The sequence below is a fragment of the Methylocystis sp. genome (assembly GCF_050246715.1).
Taxonomy (GTDB): Bacteria; Pseudomonadota; Alphaproteobacteria; order Rhizobiales; family Beijerinckiaceae; genus Methylocystis.
Genome location: NZ_JBFWVN010000006.1, coordinates 1 through 24,076 on the forward strand (window position 1 = coordinate 1; position 24,076 = coordinate 24,076).

Consider the following 24,076-nt stretch of genomic DNA (forward strand, 5'->3'; position numbering starts at 1 on the left):
GAAGGCTCGTCTTCGATCCGGCCTTCCATGACACGGAAACCCTTATCGAACGCGTGACGGCCGGCTCATTCGACTATCGCGTGATTCCTGAAATTGCGCGCGCGATCCAGACGCATGTGAAATCGAGCGGGGCGCTCGAACGCTATGTGCTCAATCTCTGGCAGGCCCTGGTCAAGCCAGCTTCCCTGGGCATATCGCTGCCCGACGTCGACGTCGGCAATCTCCTCAAAGGCGGCGCGAGTCCGCGCGCTGTCGCGGCGCTGGCGCGCACGGCGCGCGTGAACGCCTGGCTCGAGGGACGTGATTATCTTGTTCCGGAAGACGTACGCGATGTGTTCATCGAAGTGATGGCGCACCGCATTTTCGTCGATCCGATTCACGCGCTGCGCGGCGACGATATCGTCAAGCGACTATGTCGAGCGGCTTTCGATGCGACGCCGGTTCCATGAACGGGATCGTCGATCTCCTCTATCGGCCACGCGGATGTTTCGCCGATAATCGCGCCGGCGTGCACAGCTCAAGCGAAGTCGGCGGCTTTGGAGTGTTTCGGGACCAGGCGCCTTTCATGCGCTATCCGGACGCCCGTCGCATCGACGTTCGCGCGACTCTGCGCGATCCGTTCGGCGAGACCTATGTGCGCCGCTTCGAACAAAGAGCGGCGATCGACGTTTATGCGCTCGTGGACCTCTCGGCGTCGATGAGCTTCGTCGGCGCGGCCGACAGGTTTCGCGTCGCCATCGGTCTTTGCGCCGCTCTCGCCTATTCGGCGACGCGAATCGGCGATCGTTTTGGTCTGCTTCCTTATGAGGATGATTTGATCGACCGGCTGGCAGTCCCAGCGACACGTTCGAGGAGAGCGGCGCTCGCCGCCGTCGAAAGGCTTGGCGCCGAAACGCCCCGCGGCTCGAACGCGAAAGGCGTGCTCGCCGCCGCGGAGGCGCTCGGCGCTATGCGCAAGCTGGTAATTCTCATTTCCGACTTCCGCTGGCCCGGGCGCCTGATCGAACAGGCGTTCGATGCGCTTGCGCTGCATGATGTCGCGCCGATCGTTCTGGTCGACTCAGTCGAGTCGGTGCCGCCGAAATGGGGGGTGTTGGCGCTTCGCGACAGCGAGAGCGGCCGCCGACAAACTCTGTTGATGAGGCCCGCGCTGCAGCGGCGCTGGATGGTGGCGGAGTTGGCGCGTCGGCAAATCCTTGTCCGTCTCTCATCGCTGCGCAGTCGCGTGCCGATCTATGTTGAGGACAATTTCGATCCCGTCGATCTCAGCATTCGGCTGACGGCGGCGTGAGGCGCGAGATGCGCATTGCCTGTCTCATCCTCGCGCTTATCGCAATGCATCCCGCCGCCGCACAGCAGCTGACGGTAAGCATCCGCCCGGCGCGCCCGTTCGGCTATTTCGTCGGCGATCTCATCCAGGCGCGCGTCGATGTCACGGGTCCCGAGAACGCCGCGCTTTCGCACGCCTCCTTGCCGAAGCCCGGACCGCTGACCGGTTCACTCGATCTCCGGGAGGCGCGGCTTCGCGAAACCGTTGAAAACGGCGCCCGCTTGTGGCGTCTCGATCTCACCTATCAGAATTTCTATGTCGCGCTCGATGCGCGGGAAATTGAGATTCCCGGTTTCGACCTCGCATTTTCAACAGCGGCGGGCGCGGAGGTGGCGAAGGTTCCCGCGTGGCGTGTCGGCGTCTCGCCTTTGCGCGAGATTACGCCCCAGAAGCAGGAAGAGGCAGTCGACTATATGCGTTCGGACGGTTCAACGCCTTTTGTCGACGAAGCTCTTCCGCGACATCTTGCGATTGGCGCCGGCGTCGCCGCCTTGTTGGTTTTCGCTCTCGTCGCACGTGATCGCGCGTGGCCGCCATTTCAGCGGCGCAGAGCGCGCATTTTTTCGGCGCTTGCCAACGATATTTCAAACCGGCTCCACGGGTCCGACGACAGAGAATTGGACGCAGCGATCCAGTCGGCGCATCGCGCGCTCGATACGGCCTATGGCGCAACTTTGCTGTCGTCCGATCTTGCTGATTTTCTGCGCAGGCGTCCGGAATTCCGGCCGCTGCAAATCGATTTCGAGCGGTTTTTCGCTGCCTCGAAACGGCGCTTCTTCAGCGGAGGGGAAGCGAGTGACGATTTCCACAGGGAGCAGCTTGCGCAATTCGTGACGGCGCTCGCGAAGCAGGAGCGCTCAGGATGAGCGCGCTCGGTTTCGATCACATTGAGGCGCTGTTTCTGGCGCCGCTGGCGTTGATTCCGTTTCTGCGATCCATTCTGCGCGACACGGCCATACCCTCGCTCCTCTCGGCTCCCGTCGACAGTCTTTCCGCTCTTGTCGGCAATATCCTGAAACTGAGCGGCGTCATCGGAATCGGCGCCAGCCTCTTCGGCGCTGCTGGTCCCCATATTGCCGGCGCGGAAATTGAGCGCTTCGCCGAAGGCGCGCAAATCGTCATGCTGATCGACCGCAGCGGCAGCATGAACGAGACCTTCGCCGGGCGAACGCCGTCTGGAGGCGAAGAGTCGAAGGCTTCGGCGGCGAAGCGCATTCTCAAACGCTTCGTCGAGGCGCGTCCTCACGATCTCGTCGGCGTCGCTGTATTTTCGACCGCGCCGATGCTGGTGACGCCGATCTCCGATCATCTCGACGCCACGAAAGCCGCGATCGACGCGATTGATCGTCCCGGTCTCGACTATACCAATATCGCCAGCGGTCTTGCGATGGCGCTTTCGATGTTCAAAACCAGCGAAGCGGATCTCTCGCGCGTCATCCTGCTCCTATCCGACGGCGCTGGCGTCATCGATCCGAAACTGCGTGACGATCTGAAGGCCGAGTTTCACAAGACCAATGTCAGTCTTTACTGGCTGTTCCTGCGCGCCGAAGGCAGCACAGGCATCTATGGCCAGCCGGACGGCGACGACGAGTCCCCGCAGGCCGCGCCGGAACGCCATCTCGATCTCTTCTTTCGGTCACTCGGCGTTCCTTACCGCGCCTTCGAAGTGGAAAGCGCCGAAGAGACGGAGAAGGCGCTTAAACAGATTGACCGGCTCGAACGTAATCCCGTGCGCTACGTCGAGAAAATGCCCCGTACGGATTTGAGCGCATCAGCTTTCGCGCTGGCGCTTGCCGCCACAGCGCTGCTCGTCGTGGCGAAGTTCGCCGAAGTCGGTTTGGGCGGCGAAGGCGGCGCGCGATGACGTTTCCTTTAACTCGCGCCGCAGCCCTTTGGCGTGAAACTCGGTCATCGCTTCTTGTTGCGCTCTGCGTCGCGCTTGTCATGGCGACGATTGTGTCGCTCGTCGACTGGCGCGGCGCCATTGACGCCAACAACGCCATCGAGGCGCTGGACCAGGGTCGCGATATCGCCGTCGATACGAACGCCAGATCCGAGACGCTTCTTGCCCGCATCGCCTTTCTAGCGAAGCGAGGCGAAATCGATCGTGCGCGCGCATTAGTGGAGGCGCTTGATCGGAGCGCAAATGTCGACATGCGCGCGCGCGGACATTATCTCCTGGCGAACGCGCTGCTGCGCAAGGCGTTCGGCCTCATCGAGCGCTCCGAAGTCGATGCAGCCAATCCTTTCGTCAACCTCGCCAAGCGCGAATATCGCCGTGCGCTGCAGCTCGCGCCGGACTATTGGGACGCCAAATATAATCTGGACGTCGCCGCGCGGCTTGTCCGAGACTTTCCGGATTACGAAAGAAAGAGCGGCGACGAACTCAGCGCCGATCCCAAAAAACTCTGGACCGATATTCCCGGCAAGCCGAAGGGCCTGCCGTGATGCGCCCGGACCTGCGCGATCCGCGGCTCATCATGCTGGTGCTGGCGATTCTATCGCTCATCGCCGCCTTGGTTGCGTTGAAGATCACGATTCGACGACCGTCTTTCGATTTGCTTGCCGTCGTCGACATCACCGGCAGTATGAACGTTCGTGACTATGCGGCGTCCGGCCTGCCGGTCAGCCGCCTCGACGCCGTAAAGGCGGCGCTTCGCGCCATGCTTGTCGAAGCCCCCTGCACATCGCATCTCAGTCTGGGGATTTTCAGTGAACGCAAGACATTTCTGCTGTTCGAGCCGATCGACGTTTGCGTCGATTTCGCGCCTCTCGAAGCCTCGATCGAGGCGCTCGATTGGCGCATGGCCTGGGAAGGCGACAGCCGCGTGTCTGCGGGCCTGTTTGGCGCCATCGATTTGGCGCGGCAATTGAAGAGCGATCTTCTTTTTTTCACCGATGGTCAGGAGGCGCCGCCGCTCCCGGCGCGTGGCGCGCCGACATTTGAGGGGCGCGCCGGCGAGGTGCGCGGCCTCGTCGTCGGTGTCGGCGGCTATGAGCTTTCTCCCATTCCGAAATTTGACGACAGGGGTCGCGAGATTGGATTTCTCGGCGTCGACGATGTTCCGCATGAGAGTCGCTTCGGCTTGCCGCCGGAAGGCGCTGAGCGGCGCGAAGGCTACAATGCGCGTAACGCCCCTTTCGGCGCCGCTGTGGCGGTTGGCGTCGAGCATCTGTCTTCCGTAAGGGAAGACTATTTGCGGTCGCTCGCCGAAAAAACGGGTCTCGCCTACGCGCATCTCGAGGACGGAAAGAGGCTGTGGTCGGACTATGCCGCCGTCGCCTCCGCCCGGTCTCGCGAAGGCGCTTTCGATTTGCGTCCGTTCTTCGGCTCAGCGGCTGCGCTCTTCATCTTTTTTGCCGCCGCCGGACCTTGGCTCGCCCGGGCTTTGGTTCGACTGCGGCAAGCCGTGCTCATCAACAGCCAACCGCGACCAGGGAGATCCAAATGAAAAAACTGCTGTTGCTCTTCGCTCTTTTGATGTGCGCGCCCGCGCTCGCACATGGGCCGACGCCGATCAAGGTCGATGAATCGATCGTCATCGCCGCCGACCCCAAAGCCGTGTGGGCGGTCGCGGGCAAGTTCGACGGTCTCGCAAACTGGCATCCCGACATTCAGTCGGTGAAGGCGACGGGTGGGGACGCCGCAGGCGCGGAACGCGAGATCGCCTTCAAGAAAGGCGGCGTTCTCAAAGAAGGGCTAGACGAATATGATCCAGGAGCGTTCAAACTCTCCTGGCGCATGTCCGACCCCAATCTCGACGCGATGCCGGTAAGTTCATACACGCTGACGTTCACGATCGAGCCTGCGCCGGCGGGCGGGAGCCTGGTGAAATGGCGCGGCCGTCTCTATCGCGGCGATACAAGCAATGAGCCTCCCGAAAACCTCAATGACGACGCGGCGCGCGTGGCGATGTCGAACTTCTTGCACGACGGTCTACAAAGCTTAAAGAAAAAGGTCGAAGGAAAATAGCCGCAGTGATGATGCTTGTTTCGCGTTACAAAACGCCAAGGCGATTCACATCGCGCGGCTAAACAAGCTTCATCGCCACCCTGTTTTCGACGGCGATGCGCAGCAGATCCGCCTTCGAGCGCGCGCCGAGCTTGCGTTTCAGCAAAATGCAATTATTCGCGACAGTCTTGTAGGAGACTTTCAGAATATGCGCGATTTCGGTCATGTCCTTGCCGTCGGCGAGATTGCGCAGGATTTCGATTTCCCGACCATTGAGGGCGTCGAGCGGATTGCTGGCGCGGCTCTGATCGGCGAAGGCGAGTTTCAGCGCGAAGGCGTTCGAGAGATAGCGCTCGCCCTCCGCCACTGCGCGGATCGCCTTGATAAAGACGCGCGGGTCCTCGTTCTTGGCGACGTAACCCCTCGCCCCGCCCTCTATGGCGCGCGCCGCAAAAACCGGATCGTCGTTCATGGTGAAGACGATGATTTTGGCGTTCGCGTCTCGCTTTAAGATCCGGCGCAGCAGTTCGAAACCCGAGACGCCGGGCAGATTGATGTCGAGCACGACAACGTCGGGCGCCGCCGAACCATAGCCTTCGAGCGCTTCGTCGGCGTTATGGGCCTCGAGCACTTCGATGTCGTTTTGTGCCGAAAGCATGCCGCGGCAGCCCTCGATCACCATGGGGTGGTCGTCGACGATGAGAACGCGCATTGTTTTTTCGCTTGTATGAGAGACAAAACCCATGTTGTGGGAACCGCTCGTCTTGTCAATCGATCGCCAGTGATCGTCAATGCTAAAGCACGGGACGTCGGACGAGGGCGCTCATCATGCGCGGTTTTTCGCTTAAAGCCAGGCTGGGGCGGTTGATCGGCATCGTGCTTGTCGCGACGCTGTTCATCAATCTAGCGATTCAGTTTCTTCACGCTGGGCCGCGCGTGCGCGCGGAAGCGGGAAGCAATCTTAGATTGATGCGGGAAGTTGTCTTGGCGACGATAGCAAATCTTCCCGAGAATGAAGATCCGGCGCCGGCGCTGAAGCGACTTTATGCGTCGCTCGGCAATCTTCGCCATGCGGATGTTGAGATCCTCGCGGCCAATGAACCGCCGCCTGCCGATTGGCTGGAGAAAATCCGCCATTCCGATCGCGGCGTTCCGGAATGGTTTGTGAAACTCGCCGGCGCCGCGCCGCGGGTCATGACAATTCCCGTGATCGTCAGCGGGCGCGCCTATAGCAACATCGTGGTGATCTCCAACCCATTCGACGAACTCGGAGAAATCTGGTCGGACATGTTATGGCTGGCGGCCATCAGCCTAGCGGTCACCACCATCTTTTTGACGCTCGTGCTTTTGTTTCTGCGTCACTCGCTTGCGCCCTTCGACGCCCTGAAGTCCGGCCTCGCGCGGTTGGAGGCCGGCAAGAGCGGCGTTCGCCTGTCGCTTGGCGGCGCGACCGAATTCAGATCGATCGCGGCTGCGCTGAATTCGCTCGGCGCGACGCTCGATCGCGTCAAGCAGGAAAACCGCGAACTCGTCGACAGGCTCATTCAGGTGCAGGAGGCGGAACGCAAGGATATTGCCCGCGACCTGCATGACGAGGCTGGTCCCTGCCTGTTTTCGATTCGCGCCACATCTGCGACTTTGCAGGAGCTTGTGTCGCATCCATCGCCCGACATCGACCGCTTGCGCCGGATGAGTTCGGCGATCGACAGGGCGAGCGAATCGCTTCAGTCGCTTTTCAGGAGTCTTCTCGACCGGCTGCGGCCGAAGGGTCTCGAAGAGCTTGGTCTGGAGCCGGCGCTTCGATCGCTCTTCGCCTCCTGGGCGCAGACCCATCCCGAGGTCGATTTGCGGCTCGTCGTCCGTCATGATCTTTCTGCGCTCGACGAGGAAACGGCGCTCGCCGCCTATCGCGTCGTACAGGAGGCGGTGACCAATATTTTTCGCCACTCCGGCGCGAGCAGGGGCGAAGTCATTCTGGAATTCGGATTGGACGCGCCTGCCGAATTTGATGATCCCGAAGGGAACGCGCCGCCGCACCTCAAAGTCGCCATCGAGGACAATGGGATCGGCCTTTCGGAAGGCATTGCGCCCGGCATGGGACTGCTCGGCATGAATGAACGCGTTCGCGCGCTGGGCGGCGCGCAACGGATTGAAAGACCGCAGTCCGGCGGCACGAGGATCATTGTGTCGCTTCCCTTGCGCGATGACGGCGAATGATCCGGCGAAGTCGTCCCATCGCTCACGCCAGTCGGGAAATTTCGGCAGGGAGATTGACGCAAGTTTCAAGATGAAAAATTGCGCGCCCCTCATTATTGTCGATTGAAGCCGCCGTCAGGGCGGAAACGACTCTGGAGGAGCAACGCCATGGCTTGGTCGCAACCCACTCTCGTCGAAATCTGCGTCGGCATGGAAATCACCAGCTATGAGTCGGCCGAGTTCTGATCGGCTGTATTCTTTCGGCGGCAGACACTGGAGCGCGCCGCGAGAGCGCGCTCTCAACTTTTAAGATCGAGCTCCTTTTCTGAATTTGGACCGTTCCGGCCCAAATCGGGCGCGGTTGTGCGCGAACCATCAGCCAGGCGGCGCGGTCGCCAGGCCATCATTGCTTGTCGGACATTTCGATCTGTTTCGAGCCAGTTTGTACGGCGGCGGCGGCGGTCGTTGCGGCGCCGGGCGCGCAGATTGTGGCGCTCGGGCTTATTTGCTGCTAGCATATTGTTTTTGAACGCCTCCTGCCGTTTAGAGCGCTTGCCCTCGGAAAATTTGCTCCTAATCTGGAGAGAATTGCACCGCCGAGGAGTAGGCAATGGCGTCCAGCGGCTTCCGTCTGCAGCTCGAAGGCTACGGCCTGACGACGGCAAATATCCTTTATCGTCTGCCGGATTATCCAAAGATCATCCAATCATATGTCTGGCAGGAATATGACCTTCATCCGGACTTTCCCGAGCTGCGCAAATTTCTCAGGTTCTGGATGCGCAGTCTCGATGGCCCGCTTCATTCGGTCATCGTCGCGCATTCAAGCCTCATCACGCCTGCTGAGATGAAGCTCCTTGACGGGGAGTTCAAAGTGCACTGACTCGGGCCGCCTTGCGAAACGAGGTTCGGCGAGACAAAATCGCCGCGGTTTCAAAGCGAGGCATGCCGTGACGGACGAGACGGACGCAAAATCTTGGATAGGGGCCTTCGAAGCGGCCGTAGTGATCGCCGTCGTGGCGGCGGCTTTCCTTCTGGCGAGGCACACGCGCGAGGTTCTTTCCCTGGATGAAGACCCCGAACCCCTCTCGCTGACCTTGGAGCGCGAAGCGGCCGAGGTGAACGCGACCCTTCCCGAAATGGTCAGCGAGGGCGTTCGCCTGGACAATACGACGGCAGGTCCGGGCAACGCCTTCAATTACAACTATACGATCGTCGATGACGAAGCGGCCCGGACTCTGGTCGCCAACCCCGAGAAGCTCGCCCAGTTGAAGACGCAGCTGCAGGAGCGCGTTTGTCTAACGATGCCGGAGCGCCGCGCGAGCGGCGCCATCATCAGATATTCTCTCAAAGACAATGAGGGCAAGATAATCGCCGACGTTTCAATCGACGCGGGGGACTGCTGAGAAAGGGCGGCGCGGCTCGCGGCGATTAAACTCCCGTCTCGAGTTTTTTCACTGTCCCGATGTTACGGGAGCGTCCGCTATTCAGCCGGCGCTTTCAGTCCGTTGCGGTGCGCCGCGATCCATTTTTGTAGTTCGGCGACATGGGCCCGCTCTTCCTGGACGAATTCCTTGGCGAGCGTTTTGATCTCTGGATCCTGTGTCGTCTCAAGCACATGCTTGTAATAATCGAAGCCGGCGCGTTCGGCCTCCAGCGCGATCTCCAGAGCCTGTCCGCGTCCCAGGAAGGGGTCAGCGGCCCAGATCGCCGCGGTTTCCGGGCTTTCAATGTCGGGCCAGACAAAATCTGTGGGCGCTTTTTCGGGCATTTTTCTAAATCCGGCGCGCGCACGGGCATCGTCGAGATGCAGTCGCGAATAATCCGCCAGCTGACGAAATAGCTTGCCGACTTCCCGGTTACCTGAGGACTCCATCGCATCGGCAAGCTGTCCGAACCGCTCTGCGGCGTCCTGCTCCAATCTGATGGCGTAGGCGAGAAACTCCTCGACCGACTCCATAATCTGTTCTCCCAGCGCGCAGCGTCTCTCGCGATCGTCTGCCAAGGCTCAATCGATGTTTGCGTCTCTTCATAGCCGCGCCAGCGGCCCACGCCAACCCACCGGCCGCCTATGCGGGAAAGAGGGCGGGACGCCGGCGTGAATCGGCCACTGTGAACCGGTATCCGCTGCGGTGGAAGATGCGCTACTGCGCAGGAACGCGCGATGGCTTTCCGTCTGCGCCGACGAAAGGAAATAGCCCGGCCTGAAAACATTGGGTCATATGTGCGGCTCTGGCGATCGCCTGTTCGGCCTGCGTCTTCGGCAGCGTTTCATTGGCGCTTTCGGTAAAGAGTTCTAGCCAGCGGGTAAAATGCGCTGGCTCGATCGGCAAATTGATGTGAACGCCGAATGGATGCCCTTGGTAGCGCTCCGTGCCAAGCAAGGATTTGGACCAGAAATTCGCGACAATTCCCATGTGCTGATCCAGATCGTCGATCGCCGAAAAGATCGGTCCCAGCAAGGCGTCCTTGGCGCCCTTGGCGTAGAAGCGGCGCACGCAATCGTCGATCGCGACCTCCAATTTGGCGCGTTCGGCTCCGTCCTTGATCGGCGGAATGGCGGCGGGCTCCATGGTTTTCTCCTCGTTTGCGTCCTGTTCCGGCGATCGAGCGCGGCTTCCGAAAAAGCGGAATCGGGTCTTTCGCCTAAAGTGCGCTCTATACTTTAGGAATCGGTCACTTTATTTGCATTTGGGCCATTTTGCCCAAATGCGGCGTGGTCTCGTTCCTGTTCGCGGCTTTCAGTGGAGTTGCGACCGCTTTTTTCTTGGCGTTGAGCAGAGCGTCGATTTTTTCGCGAACGAGTTCCGCCCGCAGCGGCTTCGCTAGGAAATCATGGGCGCCGGCGGCGATGCATATCTGGCCGAAGCCGCTCGACACCTGATCAACGACGACGAGAATTTTCGCTTCGGGAATGTGCGCCAGAAACTCCTGAATCAGATCTGGGCCATTGACGCGTATGACTCCCTCGGCAAGGACCAACAGGTCCGGCTTCATTTGCTTCGCTTTGGTCAGCGCGCCTGTCGCGCTCACCATTTCATGCGTCTCATATCCGTCGCGGAGCATGAACTGAACCGCTCCGCGAAGAATCTCATTGTCGTCGACAACGAAGACTCGCCAGCTTTTTATGACTTTCGTCCTCTCTACGCCGATCTTCATGGCAGTTCAGCTTGAGGATTGACCAACTGACTTACGAAGCAAAGCGCATGCCAATTAGGCGGCAACTCAGCCGGCGTCGGCGGGCGTCAAGCGGAAATAATCCGTCGATCGCTCCTGCGTCGCACGGCGTCGTCTTGCAGAACGCTATTGGCGCGCGTAACTCGCACCGCACTGTGGTTCGCATTTTCGGAGCTTTCTCGCGCATGAATCCGCTGAAATTATCTGCGTGAAGCAAGCGCCATACTTTGGAATTAAAACGTTTCCAAACTATCTGTGGCGGAAAGGCAACATTTGTCAAAAATATTACTGTACGCATTTGAATCTATACAGTTTAAAATGCTTCCATTGAGGAGTTTCTTTGATTGACCGGGCCGACCGCCAAATTTAGCTTCAGTCAAACTTCGCGAAAGCGCGAAAAAGGACAACGCACAAACCTCCCTGGCGGTTCCCGATGAGCGACGTTAAATCTCCAATATCGCTACGAATGCTGAATCAGTCGCGTTCGCGTAGCCGCGGCGCGGATTTTACCGCGGTAAAGGCGCTGGGCGTAGCCGCGGCGCTCGCTTCGAGCGTGAGCGCTTCGGCTCTGGCGCAGTCCGCTTCGACCACTCTACCGCCTGTCAAGATCGATGCGCCTCACGAAAAGCCGCGGGCGATGGCGCCGGCGAAACCCAAGCCAATCGCCGCCGCCCAGCCGCATCCGGCGCGTCACTCGACCGCCAATTCCCAGGCTGCGGGTCAACGCCGCGGCGCGCCGGGCGCGTCGGGCGGCGGCGGCCAGGGGTCGGGCGACGGCGGCCTGCCGATCCTTGCCACGGCGCCGAACGCCAATCCTTATGCTGATCCGGCTGCGCCCTATAAGGTCGATCGCCTGTCCTCGCCAAAATTCACCGAGCCGGTGCTCAACACGCCGCGCACGATCACTGTGCTGACCAAGGAAGTGCTCGACGACAAGAACGCCTTCACCTTACGCGAAATCGGCCGCAGCACGGCGGGCGTGACGCTCGGCACGGGCGAAGGCGGCAACGCATTTGGCGACCGCTTCTTCATTCGCGGCTTCGATGTGCGCAACGACATTTTCGTCGACGGCGTTCGCGATCCGGGCGTCAGCATTCGCGAAAACTTCTATACCGAACAGGTCGAAATTCTGCGCGGTCCTGGATCGACATTCGCTGGGCGCGGCACCGCCGGCGGCGCGATCAACATCGTCACCAAACAAGCGACCGATCGCGACTTCACCAATCTTACCGCGATCGGCGGCTTCTCCGACCACATGCGGCGGATAACGCTCGACGTCAACAAGGCGATCAGCCCTATCCTCGCGGTGCGCGTCAATGCGCTTTACCATGACTCGAATGTGGCGGGACGCAGCTTTGTCACCGACTACCGCGACGGCGTCGCCGGCTCGGTGGTGTTCAAGCCCCTTCCGGATTTGACGCTGACCGGCGAATATACGCATGTCTATCAGAACGGCCTGCCGGACTTTGGCGTTCCTTACAACCGGGTGTGGAACAGGCCGATGCCCGAAGGCGTCATTCCGCGCTATAACTGGTATGGTTTGATCAACCGCGACTTCCAGGTGGCGCTGCAGAATTTCGGCACCTTCACCGCGCATTATCGCTACAATGACAATCTCGTCTTTGACAGTCGCTTCCGGCAGAGCCGGTCGGTTCTGGACTATATCGGTTCGTTGGCGGAGGGCGCTAACCTTTTTGCTGGCACTGTGAGGATTAACGCGCAAAGCCGCTATCAAGTGGTGAACAATCTCGACGATCAGACCGAGGCGACGCTCAAAGTCGAGACGGGTCCTGTCAAACATGCGCTTGTCGCGGGCGTCGAATTCGCGCGGGAAGGCGTGACGCGCACCAATTACCAGGGGCTGTCTTCGGAATTGAACGGAATTCCCACTGGCAACAGCATTACCTGCAACCTCTATCTGCCGTGTACCTATCTGCCGTTTTTGACCACGCCATACCGCAATCCCGTTCCGACCCGGATCGCCGTCGACACGAAATCCGGCTATGTGATCGAGACGGCGAATTATCAGGACGTCGTGATCGTTAACGGCGGCGCGCGCTTTGACGATTACAACATCACGAGCCGCACCGAGAATCTGTCGACATTCGCGCGGAGTCATTCAGGCCTGTTCAATTGGAACGCCGGCGTCGTCTTCAAGCCGCTGCCCAATGTCAGCGCCTATGCCGCTTACGCGACTTCGGCGACGCCCGTCGGCGCCGAGCTCGACGGCGGCGCGGCCAATTATGGCGGCTTGAATACGGCGGTGCAGATTTTCCCTCCTCAAATGAACAAGGCGGGGGAGGTTGGTCTGAAATGGGAATTGTTTGACCGGCATTTGCTTGCAACCGCCGCTTTCTTCCGGACGGACGTGACCGGCGCACGAGAAGTGAATTCTCGCGTGACCACCGGTAACGCGGCCTATTTCGTCGACGGCATCGATCTCGAGGCGGCAGGCAATATCACGGAGAAGTGGATGATACTTGGCGGCATCGTGCTGATGGAATCGCAAGTGACGAGTTCCTATGCGCGCACCAACATCGGGCTGCCGCTCGCGAATATCGCGCATCAATCCTTCAGCCTGCTCTCGAAATATAAGGCGGGCGAACTGCTCGGCCTTGCGCCGGACGTGCTCGAAATCGGCGGCCAGTCGATCTATCGCTCGAAAATCTATGGCGGCAACAATCTCGTCGCCAATGGCGCTCCCGTCATCAACGCCTATGGCTGGCCGACGCCGACGGTCGCCAATCCCGTCTTGAACGTGCCGACGGAGCTGCCGTCATACTGGCGCTTCGACATTTTCACGGAGGCTAAGATCGGAAAGAACATCACGATGAAATTCTCGGTCAACAATTTGTTTGACCGCACGATCTATGACGCCTTCTACCAAACGGCGGCGCCCTTCGTGCAAATGTCGCCCGGCCGCTCCGTCTATCTTGAAACGCGCGTCCTGTTCTAGGAGTCGCATCAATGCTTGCTCACATAAGAGGCGCGCTCGAGAGAAAGGAGATCGACGTTCTGCGCCAGGCGATGGCGCAGGCGAAGTGGGAGGACGGCGCCTCGACAGCCGGTGCGAACGCCGGCGATCTGAAGCGTAATCAGCAGCTTGCGCCTGATTCCGAACTGTCGCGGGCGCTCGGCAAGCGGCTGCTTTCGTCGCTGCTTGCCAATCCTGCCTTTATTTCGGCGGCTGTCCCGCTACACATTTATCCGCCGCTCTTCAATCGCTACGGCGTCGGCGACCATTTCGATCCGCATGTCGACAATTCGATACGCGGCGACGCGGTGACTGGCGCGCGCATTCGAGTCGATCTCGCGGCGACCTTGCTGCTCTCCGAGCCCGATGAATATGAAGGCGGCGAACTGATCGTCGAAGACATCTACGGTTCAAGGCGATTCAAGCCGCCGGCGGGCGATCTCATCGTATACTCGGCTGGCAGTCTTCATATGGTGACGCCCGTGACGAGCGGCCTACGTCTCGCCTCATTTATGTGGCTGCAAAGCATGATCCGCGCCGATGAGGCGCGCAGCTTCATTTGCGATCTGGACGAGTCGATACAGGAGCTCGCGCCGCGCGTCGGGGCAGATGATGCGGATTTGCGCAGGCTAGTGACCGTCTACCACAATCTCATCCGCTATTGGGGAGAAGCATAGCGCTGATGCTTGTTTGCATTCCAGAAGTTCTTTCCAAACAGCAGGTCGCCTTTTTTCGCGCGGCGATGGACAAGGCGCCGTGGGAAGACGGCCGCGCGACCGCCGGCTCGCAGTCTTCCTTGGTGAAGAACAATCTTCAATTGCCGCAGAGCGGCGAGGTCGCGCGCGAACTTGGCGAGCATGTCCTCGAGGCGCTTGCGCAGTCGCCGATGTTCGTCTCGGCGGCGCTGCCCCACAGGATTTTCCCGCCGCTCTTTAATCGCTATGGCGTCGGTCATGATTTTGGATTGCATGTCGACAATGCGATCCGCGGCATTCCCGGAACGCCTATCCGCATTCGCACCGATCTCTCATGCACGCTGTTCCTTTCGGAAGCGGAAGAATATGACGGCGGCGAACTCGTGATCGAGGATCGGGTCGGACAGCAGGAAGTGAAACTCCCTGCCGGCGATCTGGTGCTGTATCCGTCGACGAGCCTTCATCTCGTCCGGGGCGTTACGCGCGGCGAACGCGTCGCGTCGTTTTTTTGGCTGCAGAGCATGATTCGAGACAATGTGGCGCGCGCTTTGCTCTTCGATCTTGACCAAGCCATTCAGTCGCTGACCACGCGACTCGGCGCCGGCGATCCCGCCTGCGTCAAACTCTCCGGAGTTTATCACAATCTCATCCGCACATGGGCCGAAGCATGAAAAATGTTCTGCAATTTATCACGATCTCGATGACCGCGCTTCTGCTTGCGCAAAGCGGGGCGACCGCGCAGGGATCGCATGCGGCGCTCGACGCAGCGATCGCAGCCAACAAGCCTCACGATCTTTCCGTCTGGACAATGTTCGTCAACGCCGACATCGTCGTGAAAATCGTGATGGTCGGTCTGTTGCTGGCCTCAGTGGCGACATGGACGATCCTCGTAGCCAAATCGATCGAGTTGAAGCGCGCGAGGGACCGTGTGCTGACGGCGATCAACCGCCTGTCCGACGCCCGCGGTCTCGCCGAGGCGCGGCTGGCGCTTGGAGGCGGCGACCGTCTCACCCAGTCGCTTCTCGCCGAAGCGACTCGCGAAATGAAACTTTCATCCGATATTCTCGCGGCGCCCGGCGTCAAGGAGCGTATCGCAGGCTGTTATGGAGAAATCGAGCGCGCCCAGGCGCTCGCCATCAAACGCGGCACCGGACTGCTGGCCTCCGTCGGATCGACGGCGCCGTTCATCGGTCTCTTCGGCACGGTCTGGGGCATCATGAACAGCTTCATCGGCATTTCCAAAGCGCAGACGACAAATCTCGCTGTCGTCGCGCCGGGCATCGCCGAAGCGCTTCTGGCGACGGCGGTCGGTCTGTTCGCCGCGATCCCCGCCGTGCTGATCTACAACCATCTCGCGCGGCAGGCGTCCGCCTATCTCGAACTCGTTTCCAATCTTTCCGGCGAATTGCTTCGCATCGTATCGCGCGATCTCGATCGCGCCGGACATGCGGCCGCCTCCAGCAAGATTCACGCGGCGGAGTAGCTCATGGCCGTTCATCTCAAAGGCGACCTTGAAGAAACCCACGAGATCAACGTCACGCCGTTTATCGACGTGATGCTCGTGTTGCTCATCATCTTCATGGTGGCGGCGCCCCTCGCCACAGTCGATCTTCCGGTCGATCTGCCGGCCTCCAACGCCGCGCCCCATGAAAAGCCGGACAAGCCAGTCTATGTGACGATTCAGAGCGATCTTGCGCTCGCCTTGGGCGAGACGCCGGTCAAGCGAAAGGATCTTGTTTCGGCGCTTGATGCGCATCTTAACGACAAATCGAAACGCATCTTTTTGCGAGCGGACGCCAGCGTGCCCTATGGCGAGATGATGGCGGTGTTGGAGAGTCTGCGCGCCGGCGGCTATTTGCGCGTCGCCCTCGTCGCGTTGGACGCCGGCGGCAAGGAGCCCAGCGCGCAATGAGCGCCGCCGCCGCTCTCCAAAATCCGCAGTCGAACGGCAGGCTTTGGAGCCTCGCCGTGGCTTTCGCCCTGCTTCTGCACGTCGCGGGAGCCGTCGCCGCCTTCCTAACCTTGCAGGGCGATGACGAGGAAGCTTCCGGCGCGCCGGCGATCGAAATATCTCTCGAGCCGGCGGCGCCTCGCGACGTCGAGGCCGCCGACCTGCCTCCGGGACCGGTCGCCGACGAAGCGGCCGCAGCGGCGCCCTCCGCCGCCGCTTCCGAGGCGAAGGAGGTGAAGGAGGAGCAGATCGCGCGAACCGAAGCCGAAGAGGCCGAACTCACGCACAACACCACTCCGGACAAACCGGTCGAAGAGGAAAAGAAGGTTCAGGCGCAGCCGGTGGTTTCAGCTGAATCGGCGGCTTCAGAAGCCACGGCGCCGCCCAAGTCGGACGCCGAGCAGATTTCCGACAGGCCGGTGTCGCCGGCGCAAGGCGTCGACGTCAAAGCGAATGCGGTCATTGTGACTTGGCAAAAGGCTCTGATCTCGCATCTCAACCGCCACAAACGCTATCCGAGCGGCGGCGGCCGTCGCTCGGCTGAAGCGAGCGTCTCGTTCACGCTCGACAGGCGTGGCCATGTCGTCAGCTGCAACATCAAGCGTTCGGCCGGACATCCGGCTTTTGACGATGCGGCGCTTGCGATGATGAAGCGCGCCGATCCGGTGCCGCCGCCGCCGCCAGTGATCGCCGACGAAGGGTTGACATTCGAAGTGCCGGTCCAATTCCGCGCCAAGGGAAAATGAGAACCGACTCTGATCCAACGGTCGTACTCTGACGCAAGCAGCTTGAGTGACTGCTTGCGCGGAGCGCGGCTGGCGAGCCTGAAGCTTGAGAGAGCTGGCGCGAGTTCTCCACAGAGCTTTTTGCAGCCACGCTTTTCTGTTTGTTAAAAAATTTGAAGCATTGTCGGAACTGATTTTCGAACCGGCGCTCCAATAAGCCACGTGGAGGGCTGCTCATGTCGCCACATGAAACCTGCACGAACCGGACAGAGCTGGCAATGAGAAGAAATCAAGCGCAGCGCGAGGAGCTCGACCTGGAGCGAACCATTATGCGGCTTGGCGAGCAGCTTCGGCGGCAATTCTCGGATGTCGCTTCGGAGCCATTGCCGGAAGACATGCTTGCGCTCTTGGAGAAGCTGAATCTAGCGGCGGAGTAAGTAGCCGCACGGATCAGCTTGGCGCATTCTCTCCGGACGATCGTCAAAGTTCAGTTTTGCGAGCGCAACTTTGAGATCCTCCGACGGCGCCTCGCTCAATGAGCGTCGAAGCAGCGCCTTGTCATCTTTCGAATCGATCGTCGGTGAAGCGATTGTCATGGCGTGCGTTCTTCCTGCTTGAAGAGAGCCTGCCAGACGGAAAGGTCATCACGCGCGTCTTTGCCCCGGAAGATGCGTTCAGCCGGTTGATCGGCAAATCCGGACGACTCGCCGCCTCGGACCGATCGCAGCCTGCCGCGCTTCAAACGATATTCGATGGTAAATGGGCGAATGACTTTTTTCATGGTTAACCCTTCCTTTCGCGAAGGCGCGACGATTAAACTTTAAGCGACGCCAATTGTTCCGCTTTTGTGGAATTCGGAAGAATGCGCTGATCCGCCAACTTCGAAAGGAAACGCCGGCGAGCTTGTCCCGCCGGCGTAGAAGCGCAGCAACCGGATCACGTTGCGCTCGGGCGGAATCGCCCAAACGCGGATGACGTGATCGATTTGGAAAGTTGAGCGCGCGCTCTATGCGAGAGTCTGGATTCCTCTATTTCGCTGCGCGCTTTAATGCCGCGAGATCCAGTCCTCGACTTGCGCTTTGGCCTTGTCCTTCGCCACGCCGTAGCGTTCCTGGATCATGCCTTCAAGCTGCTCGCGGTTGCCGTTGATGCGCGCAATGTCGTCATCCGTGAGCTTGCCCCACTGCTCCTTCACATTGCCTTTGAATTTCTTCCAGTTGCCTTCGATCGTGTCCCAGTTCATGGATTCCTCCTTATCTGGAGACGGCCGCAAGAAAGTGAGCCCGGGCCCGGCTTTCACGATTGAATAACCATTTGCTCGCGTAGATGTTCCGTCTAGACTCGCGCTCTCTTTCAGATTCAAGATTTCTCACAGCGTGGAAACTCTGCCGTAGCCTGTTCGCTAAACTCGAAAGCGCTTAGGAATTACAACGCAATGCGAACGATCATCTTTGTGGGGGTCGAAAGCCCGAGCCCATTACCGCACCGCTTCATGTCAGCGTGCTTCGCCTTTCGGCGCCGCCGCTAAGGCCTAATCCAAGCCTGCAGTTGGTTCAGCGGGGCACTGCAGCGTCGACGCCGCGCTATCGGGCTTGCAGCCTGATCTGATCGGCAAGCCGCGCGAAGACATAGCTCGCGATGAGCCCCAGCATCGCGAAGCAAGCGACGACCTTGAACACATAGCCGTGCCCTGTGGCGCCGGGCCATTCGTCGAGCAGATAGCCCATGAGCGGACCCATGAAAATATCCGGCGCGTAGCCGATGACTGACGCCAAGCCAACCGCGCTCCCTGTATGCTCCAGGGGAATTTGGCCGTCTTGCATGATCGCGAAATACAGTCCGCGCAGCCCAAATATGCCAATTCCGCTGACGACGATCGCCGAGACGAACGCCAATGCCATGCCGGCGTCAAGCGCCTCGGCGGCGAGCGTGAAACTCCCTGCCGCAAGCAGCGTGAAACAGGCGATGGTCATGACGGGCGCGCCAATTCGCTCGGCCAGATAGCCGACGCCAATGGCGGCGAACGGCCGAATCCAGAGCGATGCGACGCCGATGCGCGCTGCGTCGACCTCATTCAGTCCGATGACCTGGTTCGCATAAAGCGAAAAATCATCGATGGCTTTGAAGCCGACATAGGCGCAAAGAATAATCGCTGCTTGGAGCCAGACCGATGGCATGGCGAACACGCGGGCGACTCCGCTGATCGACATCGCTTCCTGTCGCCGCGCCTTGCGCGCCGGCAGCGCCAGAAAGATCAGCAAAGCGGCTCCGCCGGTCGTCGCGGTGAGGAGCAGAGTAATCTGCCGCAACGACTCCGTGCGCTGCGCGAGACTGGCTGTCTCGCTGTCTTCGGGCAGCAGCGCCGCGAACAAGACGACCATGATTGACGCCATGACCGCCGACAGCGCGCCTCTGCCGCCCTCAAGCAGTCCAAACGCGCGACTTTGAGAAAAGTTGAGGCCCCATTCGCGGGTGGCGCGAATCAACGGCGCCCAGAAGAGGGCGATCGTGGTGATCGCCCAATAGCCATATAAGAGCGCCAGCGTCGATGGAGACGGCAGCGTCATCAAGACGAGACCGCCGGCGGCGGTGGACGCCAATGCAACCGCCAACATTGCGCGTGCGGGGAGTCGATCAGCAAGCAGGCCGCCAAAAAAATACGCGGCCACCGCGACGACGCCATAAACCGAATAGGCGGCGCCGAGCTGAAGATTGGTTATCTGAAAGACGTCAAGGAGCGTGGGACGGAAGACGCGCGCCACAACAAACGGAAGCAGAAAGACCGACTCTCCGGCGACGATCAGCGCCGTGATCGCCAGTACGCGTCGCCGCGCCTGTTCACGCCTGAAGTCTGCCCCAGTCCCGGGCGCGCGGCGGACCGCGCCATGGACAGATTTTTCGGGCGAGACGCGCTCTGTTTGCGATGCCTCGTGCGTGTTCAAGGCGGCGTGTCTGGATCGCATCATGCTCAATCTAAAGGACCGAACAGCGCTAATCCACCCGCTTGAGGCGGAACATTGTTTGAACAAGTTGTGGCGTCAGCGATTCCACGCGGCATGGCGAGCGATCTGTTGCAGCGCTGGCGCCGGCAGCGCGTCGTCGCGCATCGATTTTCTGCTCGGCAAGGGAGCTTTTTAGCCGTGCGCGGCTTTTCATCGTCGCGGAGCGATCTACATTTACCCGTTGCTTTGGGCCGTACGGTGGGATCGCATCGAGGCTTTCCTCGGCCGAGTTCACGAACTGCGGCGACGCGATGTTAGAACATGGCCCGATTCAGCAAAGAGGGAGAATGGAATGCGCGCTTTACTCACGACGTCCGTGGCCGTCGGGCTCTTCGCTCTGTTTCTGGGCGCCTCGCCCGCTACCGCCGCGCCGGTGAGCGGCGTGGGGATTCGCGATCTGACAGCGTCCTCTTCGATCGTTCAGGAGGCGTGGTGCCGTAGGTGGCGTCGCTGCTGGCACGGCTATTACAGCGGCCGTCGCTGCCGCGTGTGGCGCCGGTGCTGGTAATCAATTTCTTTAGTTTCGCGCCGTAAACGGAACGCGCGTTTTTCTCGGATGGGACGGCCGACAACGCCGCCCCTCCCGTCGTCATTGCTCGCCAGGCACTTATAGTATTTCGCCGCGCGCTCGCTGCGGCTTGCGCATCTATGCACAGCATAGAGGTCGTTTAGCGTTCGATAGCGAATGTAAGGATGGATGAGGTAGCGGCCGCTGCCGTCGAGGAAATTGCCGAAGCGATCGATCTCGCCGCTAACGCTGGGATCAAAGTCGACGATCGCGTCGCGCAGGCTTTCGCCCTTGATGAAGTTCTCCGGCAATTGATCGAACGGCCCGTCGAAATATGTGTTGAGGCGGGAATCCTCTTCCCGCACGCCGATCAGGATACGCTGATCGAGACGTCGATCGCGATAGAAGGCAAAGCCGGTTCGTCGGCCGATGAAGAGCCGATCATTTCGTCGTGAGCGGACCAGTTCATCGGCGCCAGCGGAATTCTCGTCGAGAACATAATGAAAGAGCTTCAATCTTGAATTGTAGACGAGATAAAATCGCATGCCCGACTCATCGATGATCGGACCGAGGAATTCCTCATTCGGCCCGATCGCGCTTTCGGGCGGTCGCACGCCCGACAAATCTTCGAGCGCGAAGATGACGCTCTTTGAGCCTTGCGTGACGCGATAGGTCAGGGGCGCGACTTTCTCGACCGCGACGCCATGCGAAGAGTCGAGAATCGTGTGAAAGGCGCTGCCTTGGCCCGATCCCGCGCTCGTCTCCTGATAATATTCGAAGCGGAGCTTGCCGCTGTCGCGCTCCGCCGCCGGAAGGCGAATATTGCCCAGATAGCGCGTCCCATTCAGAACGAAGCTGAAATAGTAATAATTCTCCGTCGGATAGGTCCGGACTCGGTCCGGCAACGCGCCGAGAACGAAAGCGAATACGGCAAGAGGATCGTCAATGGCCAGCGTTGCCCGTCGCGTCGCGTCCTCGATCGACATTTCATTGGTGTAGAGCCGCGGAAGCTGCGCGTTCTGCGCCGCAGCCGGCGCTATCGGCGTTGACGCGATCAGCGTCAAAAGTCTCACGATCGACTGTATGCGATAGGCCATCAGCGCCGGTCCTTAGGCTGCGCTAGACGCTTCATATCTGCGCTTCGTTAGGCGGCGCTTTCGAGCGCCCTTCGGCATCATGCGCCCAGTATCGAAACATCGCCTCTCCATCGACCTGCGGATCAGCCCGTGTGCGACGGCGCACAGAATCGCGGCGCGCCTCTGCCTTAAATTTTGATCAACGCGAAGAGGAGAAGCCCATGAAACCGGTGATCGCGACAGGAATTTTCGGAATCGTCGCTATTGCATTGGCCGCCGAGACGCTCAACATCGCCATGGCGTTTGGCGAATTCAGCCATGTCGCGACCTTGAGTGGAGCGGTCTTTTAATAGCTGAGCCAGCGCCGCGTCGCGCGCCAAGGCCGCCGCGGATGGGATTTAAGCCCGCCACGCCGATGTCTTGACGGCGTCGGACGGCAAAGCCCGAGACAAATCCCCGTCCCGGGCTTTGTTTTCGGGTTTCAGTTCGGCCAGCAGCGGCGGCCATAAGGGCCGAGATGGAAGCCGGGCGGGCAGGGCCGGCCGTAGCGATAGCCGCCCCATTGTCCGCCCCAGCGGCAGCCGCCATAGGGGCCGCGATGGCCGTAGGGGCCGCAACCGCCATAGACCTGAACGATCGGCGCGGCCGCCGTCTCAGCGGGCGCGACCGGCATGGCCGCATGGGCGGGCGCGGCCAAAGCGGCGGCGAATATAAGCGCGAGACCCGTTCTCAATCGCATCTCCAATCTCCTTCTTTACCCGGACCGGCGCCGGGCGCGTTTTGCTTCGCCGGCGCCAATCGAATATCTGCGCCCTACCGGAGTCGTGGCAATTGCCATTTACGATCTAAGTTATTCGCCGCTCAAATGTTCACATATTGTTCTTGCGTCACGGTGGCGCGCCGGTTAAGCTTGCAACGCAATTTCGGCGAAAGAGTTGTTGGGGGCGGAAGATGGCGGTGAGGGTGGCGACGGTCGCTTTCGAAGGCGTCGAGGCCCGTCCCGTCGACGTTCAAGTGCAAATTTCGAGCGGCGCGGTGGTTTTCAACGTCGTTGGCCTTGCCGACAAGGCCGTCGCCGAATCGCGCGAAAGGGTGCGCGCCGCCTTGATCGCCTCGGGGCTGGCGCTGCCGGCAAAGCGTATCACCGTCAATCTCGCTCCCGCCGACATGCCGAAAGAAGGAAGTCATTATGATCTGCCGATCGCCCTTGGCGTCATGGCGGCCATCGGCGCCATCCCCTCGGACGCGCTCGAAGGTTTCGTTGTGCGCGGCGAACTCGCTCTCGACGGCGAGTTGACGCCGACGGCGGGCGTCCTGCCGGCGGCGGTGGCGGCGAATGCGCGGGGATTGGGTCTGATCTGTCCCAGCGAATGCGGGCCGGAAGCCGCCTGGGCGTCGAGCGAGATGGAGGTGATCGCCCCGCGCTCGCTCATCCAGCTCGTCAACCATGTCAAAGGCGCGCAAGTCCTCGCCCGACTGCAGCCGGCGGTCCGCAAACTCGCTGTCGATCAACCCGATCTTTCGGACATCAAGGGGCAGGAGAGCGCCAAGCGGGCGCTCGAAATCGCCGCCGCCGGCGGCCATAATCTCCTCATGAGCGGCCCGCCGGGCGCCGGAAAGTCGATGCTCGCCGCAAGGCTGCCGTCGATCCTCCCGCCGCTCACGCCGCGCGAATTGCTCGAAGTCTCGATGATTCATTCGGTGGCCGGGCAGATCGCTGGCGGCGAATTGACCGACCGGCGTCCCTTTCGCGCCCCACATCATTCCGCCTCCATGCCGGCGCTGGTCGGCGGCGGGACCCGTGCGCGGCCAGGCGAGATTTCGCTCGCGCATCATGGCGTCCTCTTTCTCGACGAATTGCCGGAGTTCCAGCCCCAGGTCCTCGATAGCCTGCGCCAGCCGCTTGAAACCGGCGAGGTGGCGGTGTCGCGAGCCAATCATCGCGCCGTCTATCCGGCGCGCTTTCAGCTTGTCGCGGCGATGAATCCCTGTCGTTGCGGCCATGCGAACGACCCTGGCTTCGCCTGCAAGCGTCAGCCCAACGAGCGATGCGTCGCGCAATATCAAGCGCGGCTGTCAGGGCCGCTGCTCGACCGTTTCGACGTCCAGATCGAAGTCCCTGCGTTGACCGCCGCAGATCTCGTGTTGCCGCCGCCGAGCGAAGGTTCGCGCCAAGTCGCGGCGCGCGTCGCGCGCGCGCGCGAAATTCAGCGCGCCCGCTATGACGCTCTCTCCCTGCCGGGCGTCGCCGCCAACGCCGCCGCGCCGGCGGGGGTGATCGAGCGCGTGGCTCGACTCGATGCGCCGGGCACGGCGCTGATTCGCGACGCCTCCGAGCGTTTCGGCCTCACGGCGCGCGGCTTTCACAGAGTTTTGAAGCTAGCGCGCACAATCGCCGATCTCGATGGCGCCGAATCCGTCGGCAGACCGCATCTCGCCGAAGCGCTTTCCTATCGCGCGGGGCTTGCATTGGGGCGGCTTGCGGCCTGATGA

At 60.7% G+C, this 24,076-nt stretch carries 29 protein-coding genes; 21 read left to right on the plus strand and 8 right to left on the minus strand.

Annotation, left to right across the window (positions count from 1 at the left end):
• The 7 genes from AB7I51_RS04205 to AB7I51_RS04235 all read left to right on the plus strand — a co-directional run.
• The coding region (locus AB7I51_RS04205; RefSeq protein ID WP_428402923.1) for an AAA family ATPase at positions 1–449 on the plus strand (449 nt) is incomplete at its 5' end.
• Positions 446–1,291: a DUF58 domain-containing protein gene (locus AB7I51_RS04210; protein ID WP_428402924.1), complete on the plus strand. Its 846-nt coding sequence runs from the start codon at positions 446–448 to the stop codon at positions 1,289–1,291. The genes AB7I51_RS04205 and AB7I51_RS04210, both read left to right, overlap by 4 nt.
• An 8-nt stretch (positions 1,292–1,299) precedes the next feature.
• The gene (locus AB7I51_RS04215) at positions 1,300–2,196 is read left to right on the plus strand and encodes a nonribosomal peptide synthetase MxaA (protein ID WP_428402925.1); all 897 of its coding nucleotides are present in this window, start codon (positions 1,300–1,302) and stop codon (positions 2,194–2,196) included.
• Positions 2,193–3,194, plus strand: a complete 1,002-nt coding sequence (locus tag AB7I51_RS04220; protein WP_428402926.1) for a vWA domain-containing protein — start codon at positions 2,193–2,195, stop codon at positions 3,192–3,194. The genes AB7I51_RS04215 and AB7I51_RS04220 overlap by 4 nt, the downstream gene beginning before the upstream one ends.
• Positions 3,195–3,274: 80 nt before the next feature.
• Positions 3,275–3,778, plus strand: coding sequence for an MxaK protein (locus AB7I51_RS04225; protein ID WP_428402927.1), 504 nt, complete (start codon positions 3,275–3,277; stop codon positions 3,776–3,778).
• The gene (locus AB7I51_RS04230; RefSeq protein ID WP_428403012.1) at positions 3,778–4,782 is read left to right on the plus strand and encodes a vWA domain-containing protein; all 1,005 of its coding nucleotides are present in this window, start codon (positions 3,778–3,780) and stop codon (positions 4,780–4,782) included. The genes AB7I51_RS04225 and AB7I51_RS04230 overlap by 1 nt, the downstream gene beginning before the upstream one ends.
• Positions 4,779–5,303, plus strand: a complete 525-nt coding sequence (locus tag AB7I51_RS04235) for an SRPBCC family protein (RefSeq protein WP_428402928.1) — start codon at positions 4,779–4,781, stop codon at positions 5,301–5,303. Before AB7I51_RS04230 ends, AB7I51_RS04235 begins: the two co-directional genes overlap by 4 nt.
• Positions 5,304–5,361: 58 nt before the next feature.
• Here the strand turns inward: AB7I51_RS04235 and AB7I51_RS04240 are convergent, their stop codons facing one another.
• Complete coding sequence (locus tag AB7I51_RS04240; protein ID WP_428402929.1) at positions 5,362–5,994, minus strand: response regulator transcription factor; 633 nt, start codon at positions 5,992–5,994, stop codon at positions 5,362–5,364.
• A 116-nt stretch (positions 5,995–6,110) separates the two neighbouring features.
• Here AB7I51_RS04240 and AB7I51_RS04245 point away from each other — a divergent pair, with 116 nt between their 5' ends.
• The 4 genes from AB7I51_RS04245 to AB7I51_RS04260 all read left to right on the plus strand — a co-directional run bounded on the left by AB7I51_RS04245 (position 6,111) and on the right by AB7I51_RS04260 (position 8,881).
• Positions 6,111–7,499 (plus strand): histidine kinase, encoded by a 1,389-nt coding sequence (locus AB7I51_RS04245; RefSeq protein WP_428402930.1) that lies wholly within the window; start codon positions 6,111–6,113, stop codon positions 7,497–7,499.
• 147 nt (positions 7,500–7,646) lie between these two features.
• The gene (pqqA, locus tag AB7I51_RS04250; protein ID WP_428403013.1) at positions 7,647–7,724 is read left to right on the plus strand and encodes a pyrroloquinoline quinone precursor peptide PqqA; all 78 of its coding nucleotides are present in this window, start codon (positions 7,647–7,649) and stop codon (positions 7,722–7,724) included.
• Positions 7,725–8,088: 364 nt separating this feature from the next.
• Positions 8,089–8,358: an usg protein gene (locus tag AB7I51_RS04255; RefSeq protein WP_428402931.1), complete on the plus strand. Its 270-nt coding sequence runs from the start codon at positions 8,089–8,091 to the stop codon at positions 8,356–8,358.
• A 67-nt stretch (positions 8,359–8,425) separates the two neighbouring features.
• Positions 8,426–8,881, plus strand: coding sequence for a hypothetical protein (locus AB7I51_RS04260; protein WP_428402932.1), 456 nt, complete (start codon positions 8,426–8,428; stop codon positions 8,879–8,881).
• Between the two features lie 77 nt (positions 8,882–8,958).
• Here AB7I51_RS04260 and AB7I51_RS04265 read toward each other — a convergent pair whose 3' ends face one another.
• From AB7I51_RS04265 to AB7I51_RS04275, 3 genes are all read right to left on the minus strand, one after another.
• A complete protein-coding gene (locus tag AB7I51_RS04265; RefSeq protein WP_428402933.1) occupies positions 8,959–9,435 on the minus strand; it encodes a ferritin-like domain-containing protein in 477 nt (158 codons plus the stop codon).
• Positions 9,436–9,619: 184 nt separating this feature from the next.
• Positions 9,620–10,048 carry a group III truncated hemoglobin gene (locus tag AB7I51_RS04270; protein WP_428402934.1) on the minus strand — a complete coding sequence of 143 codons (429 nt, stop codon included), beginning with the start codon at positions 10,046–10,048 and terminating at the stop codon, positions 9,620–9,622.
• Positions 10,049–10,151: 103 nt separating this feature from the next.
• Positions 10,152–10,634, minus strand: a complete 483-nt coding sequence (locus tag AB7I51_RS04275) for a response regulator (protein WP_428402935.1) — start codon at positions 10,632–10,634, stop codon at positions 10,152–10,154.
• Positions 10,635–11,085: 451 nt separating this feature from the next.
• Between AB7I51_RS04275 and AB7I51_RS04280 the strand changes: the two genes are divergently transcribed.
• The 8 genes from AB7I51_RS04280 (at position 11,086) to AB7I51_RS04315 (ending at position 17,784) form a co-directional block, all read left to right on the plus strand.
• Positions 11,086–13,608 (plus strand): TonB-dependent receptor, encoded by a 2,523-nt coding sequence (locus AB7I51_RS04280; protein ID WP_428402936.1) that lies wholly within the window; start codon positions 11,086–11,088, stop codon positions 13,606–13,608.
• Between the two features lie 11 nt (positions 13,609–13,619).
• The gene (locus AB7I51_RS04285; protein ID WP_428402937.1) at positions 13,620–14,303 is read left to right on the plus strand and encodes a Fe2+-dependent dioxygenase; all 684 of its coding nucleotides are present in this window, start codon (positions 13,620–13,622) and stop codon (positions 14,301–14,303) included.
• A gap of 5 nt (positions 14,304–14,308) precedes the next feature.
• Positions 14,309–14,992, plus strand: coding sequence for a Fe2+-dependent dioxygenase (locus AB7I51_RS04290; RefSeq protein WP_428402938.1), 684 nt, complete (start codon positions 14,309–14,311; stop codon positions 14,990–14,992).
• Positions 14,989–15,804 carry a tonB-system energizer ExbB gene (gene exbB / locus AB7I51_RS04295; protein ID WP_428402939.1) on the plus strand — a complete coding sequence of 272 codons (816 nt, stop codon included), beginning with the start codon at positions 14,989–14,991 and terminating at the stop codon, positions 15,802–15,804. The genes AB7I51_RS04290 and exbB overlap by 4 nt, the downstream gene beginning before the upstream one ends.
• Before the next feature lie 3 nt (positions 15,805–15,807).
• Positions 15,808–16,233: a TonB system transport protein ExbD gene (exbD, locus tag AB7I51_RS04300; RefSeq protein ID WP_428402940.1), complete on the plus strand. Its 426-nt coding sequence runs from the start codon at positions 15,808–15,810 to the stop codon at positions 16,231–16,233.
• Positions 16,230–17,018 carry a TonB family protein gene (locus AB7I51_RS04305; RefSeq protein ID WP_428402941.1) on the plus strand — a complete coding sequence of 263 codons (789 nt, stop codon included), beginning with the start codon at positions 16,230–16,232 and terminating at the stop codon, positions 17,016–17,018. Before exbD ends, AB7I51_RS04305 begins: the two co-directional genes overlap by 4 nt.
• A gap of 215 nt (positions 17,019–17,233) precedes the next feature.
• The gene (locus tag AB7I51_RS04310; RefSeq protein ID WP_428402942.1) at positions 17,234–17,434 is read left to right on the plus strand and encodes a NepR family anti-sigma factor; all 201 of its coding nucleotides are present in this window, start codon (positions 17,234–17,236) and stop codon (positions 17,432–17,434) included.
• A 98-nt stretch (positions 17,435–17,532) separates the two neighbouring features.
• Positions 17,533–17,784: a hypothetical protein gene (locus AB7I51_RS04315; RefSeq protein WP_428402943.1), complete on the plus strand. Its 252-nt coding sequence runs from the start codon at positions 17,533–17,535 to the stop codon at positions 17,782–17,784.
• Between the two features lie 258 nt (positions 17,785–18,042).
• On the opposite strand, the gene AB7I51_RS04320 is transcribed toward AB7I51_RS04315, so the two are convergent.
• From AB7I51_RS04320 to AB7I51_RS04330, 3 genes are all read right to left on the minus strand, one after another.
• Positions 18,043–18,240 (minus strand): CsbD family protein, encoded by a 198-nt coding sequence (locus tag AB7I51_RS04320; RefSeq protein ID WP_428402944.1) that lies wholly within the window; start codon positions 18,238–18,240, stop codon positions 18,043–18,045.
• 340 nt (positions 18,241–18,580) lie between these two features.
• Positions 18,581–19,963 carry an MFS transporter gene (locus AB7I51_RS04325; protein WP_428402945.1) on the minus strand — a complete coding sequence of 461 codons (1,383 nt, stop codon included), beginning with the start codon at positions 19,961–19,963 and terminating at the stop codon, positions 18,581–18,583.
• Between the two features lie 501 nt (positions 19,964–20,464).
• Complete coding sequence (locus AB7I51_RS04330; RefSeq protein WP_428402946.1) at positions 20,465–21,604, minus strand: hypothetical protein; 1,140 nt, start codon at positions 21,602–21,604, stop codon at positions 20,465–20,467.
• 200 nt (positions 21,605–21,804) lie between these two features.
• On the opposite strand from AB7I51_RS04330, the gene AB7I51_RS04335 reads away from it, so the two are divergent.
• On the plus strand, positions 21,805–21,933 hold the full coding sequence (locus AB7I51_RS04335) for a hypothetical protein (RefSeq protein ID WP_428402947.1): 129 nt from the start codon (positions 21,805–21,807) through the stop codon (positions 21,931–21,933).
• A gap of 131 nt (positions 21,934–22,064) precedes the next feature.
• Here AB7I51_RS04335 and AB7I51_RS04340 read toward each other — a convergent pair whose 3' ends face one another.
• Positions 22,065–22,322: a GCG_CRPN prefix-to-repeats domain-containing protein gene (locus AB7I51_RS04340; RefSeq protein WP_428402948.1), complete on the minus strand. Its 258-nt coding sequence runs from the start codon at positions 22,320–22,322 to the stop codon at positions 22,065–22,067.
• Positions 22,323–22,534: 212 nt separating this feature from the next.
• On the opposite strand from AB7I51_RS04340, the gene AB7I51_RS04345 reads away from it, so the two are divergent.
• Positions 22,535–24,073 carry a YifB family Mg chelatase-like AAA ATPase gene (locus AB7I51_RS04345; RefSeq protein ID WP_428402949.1) on the plus strand — a complete coding sequence of 513 codons (1,539 nt, stop codon included), beginning with the start codon at positions 22,535–22,537 and terminating at the stop codon, positions 24,071–24,073.
• Positions 24,074–24,076: the final 3 nt, after the last annotated feature.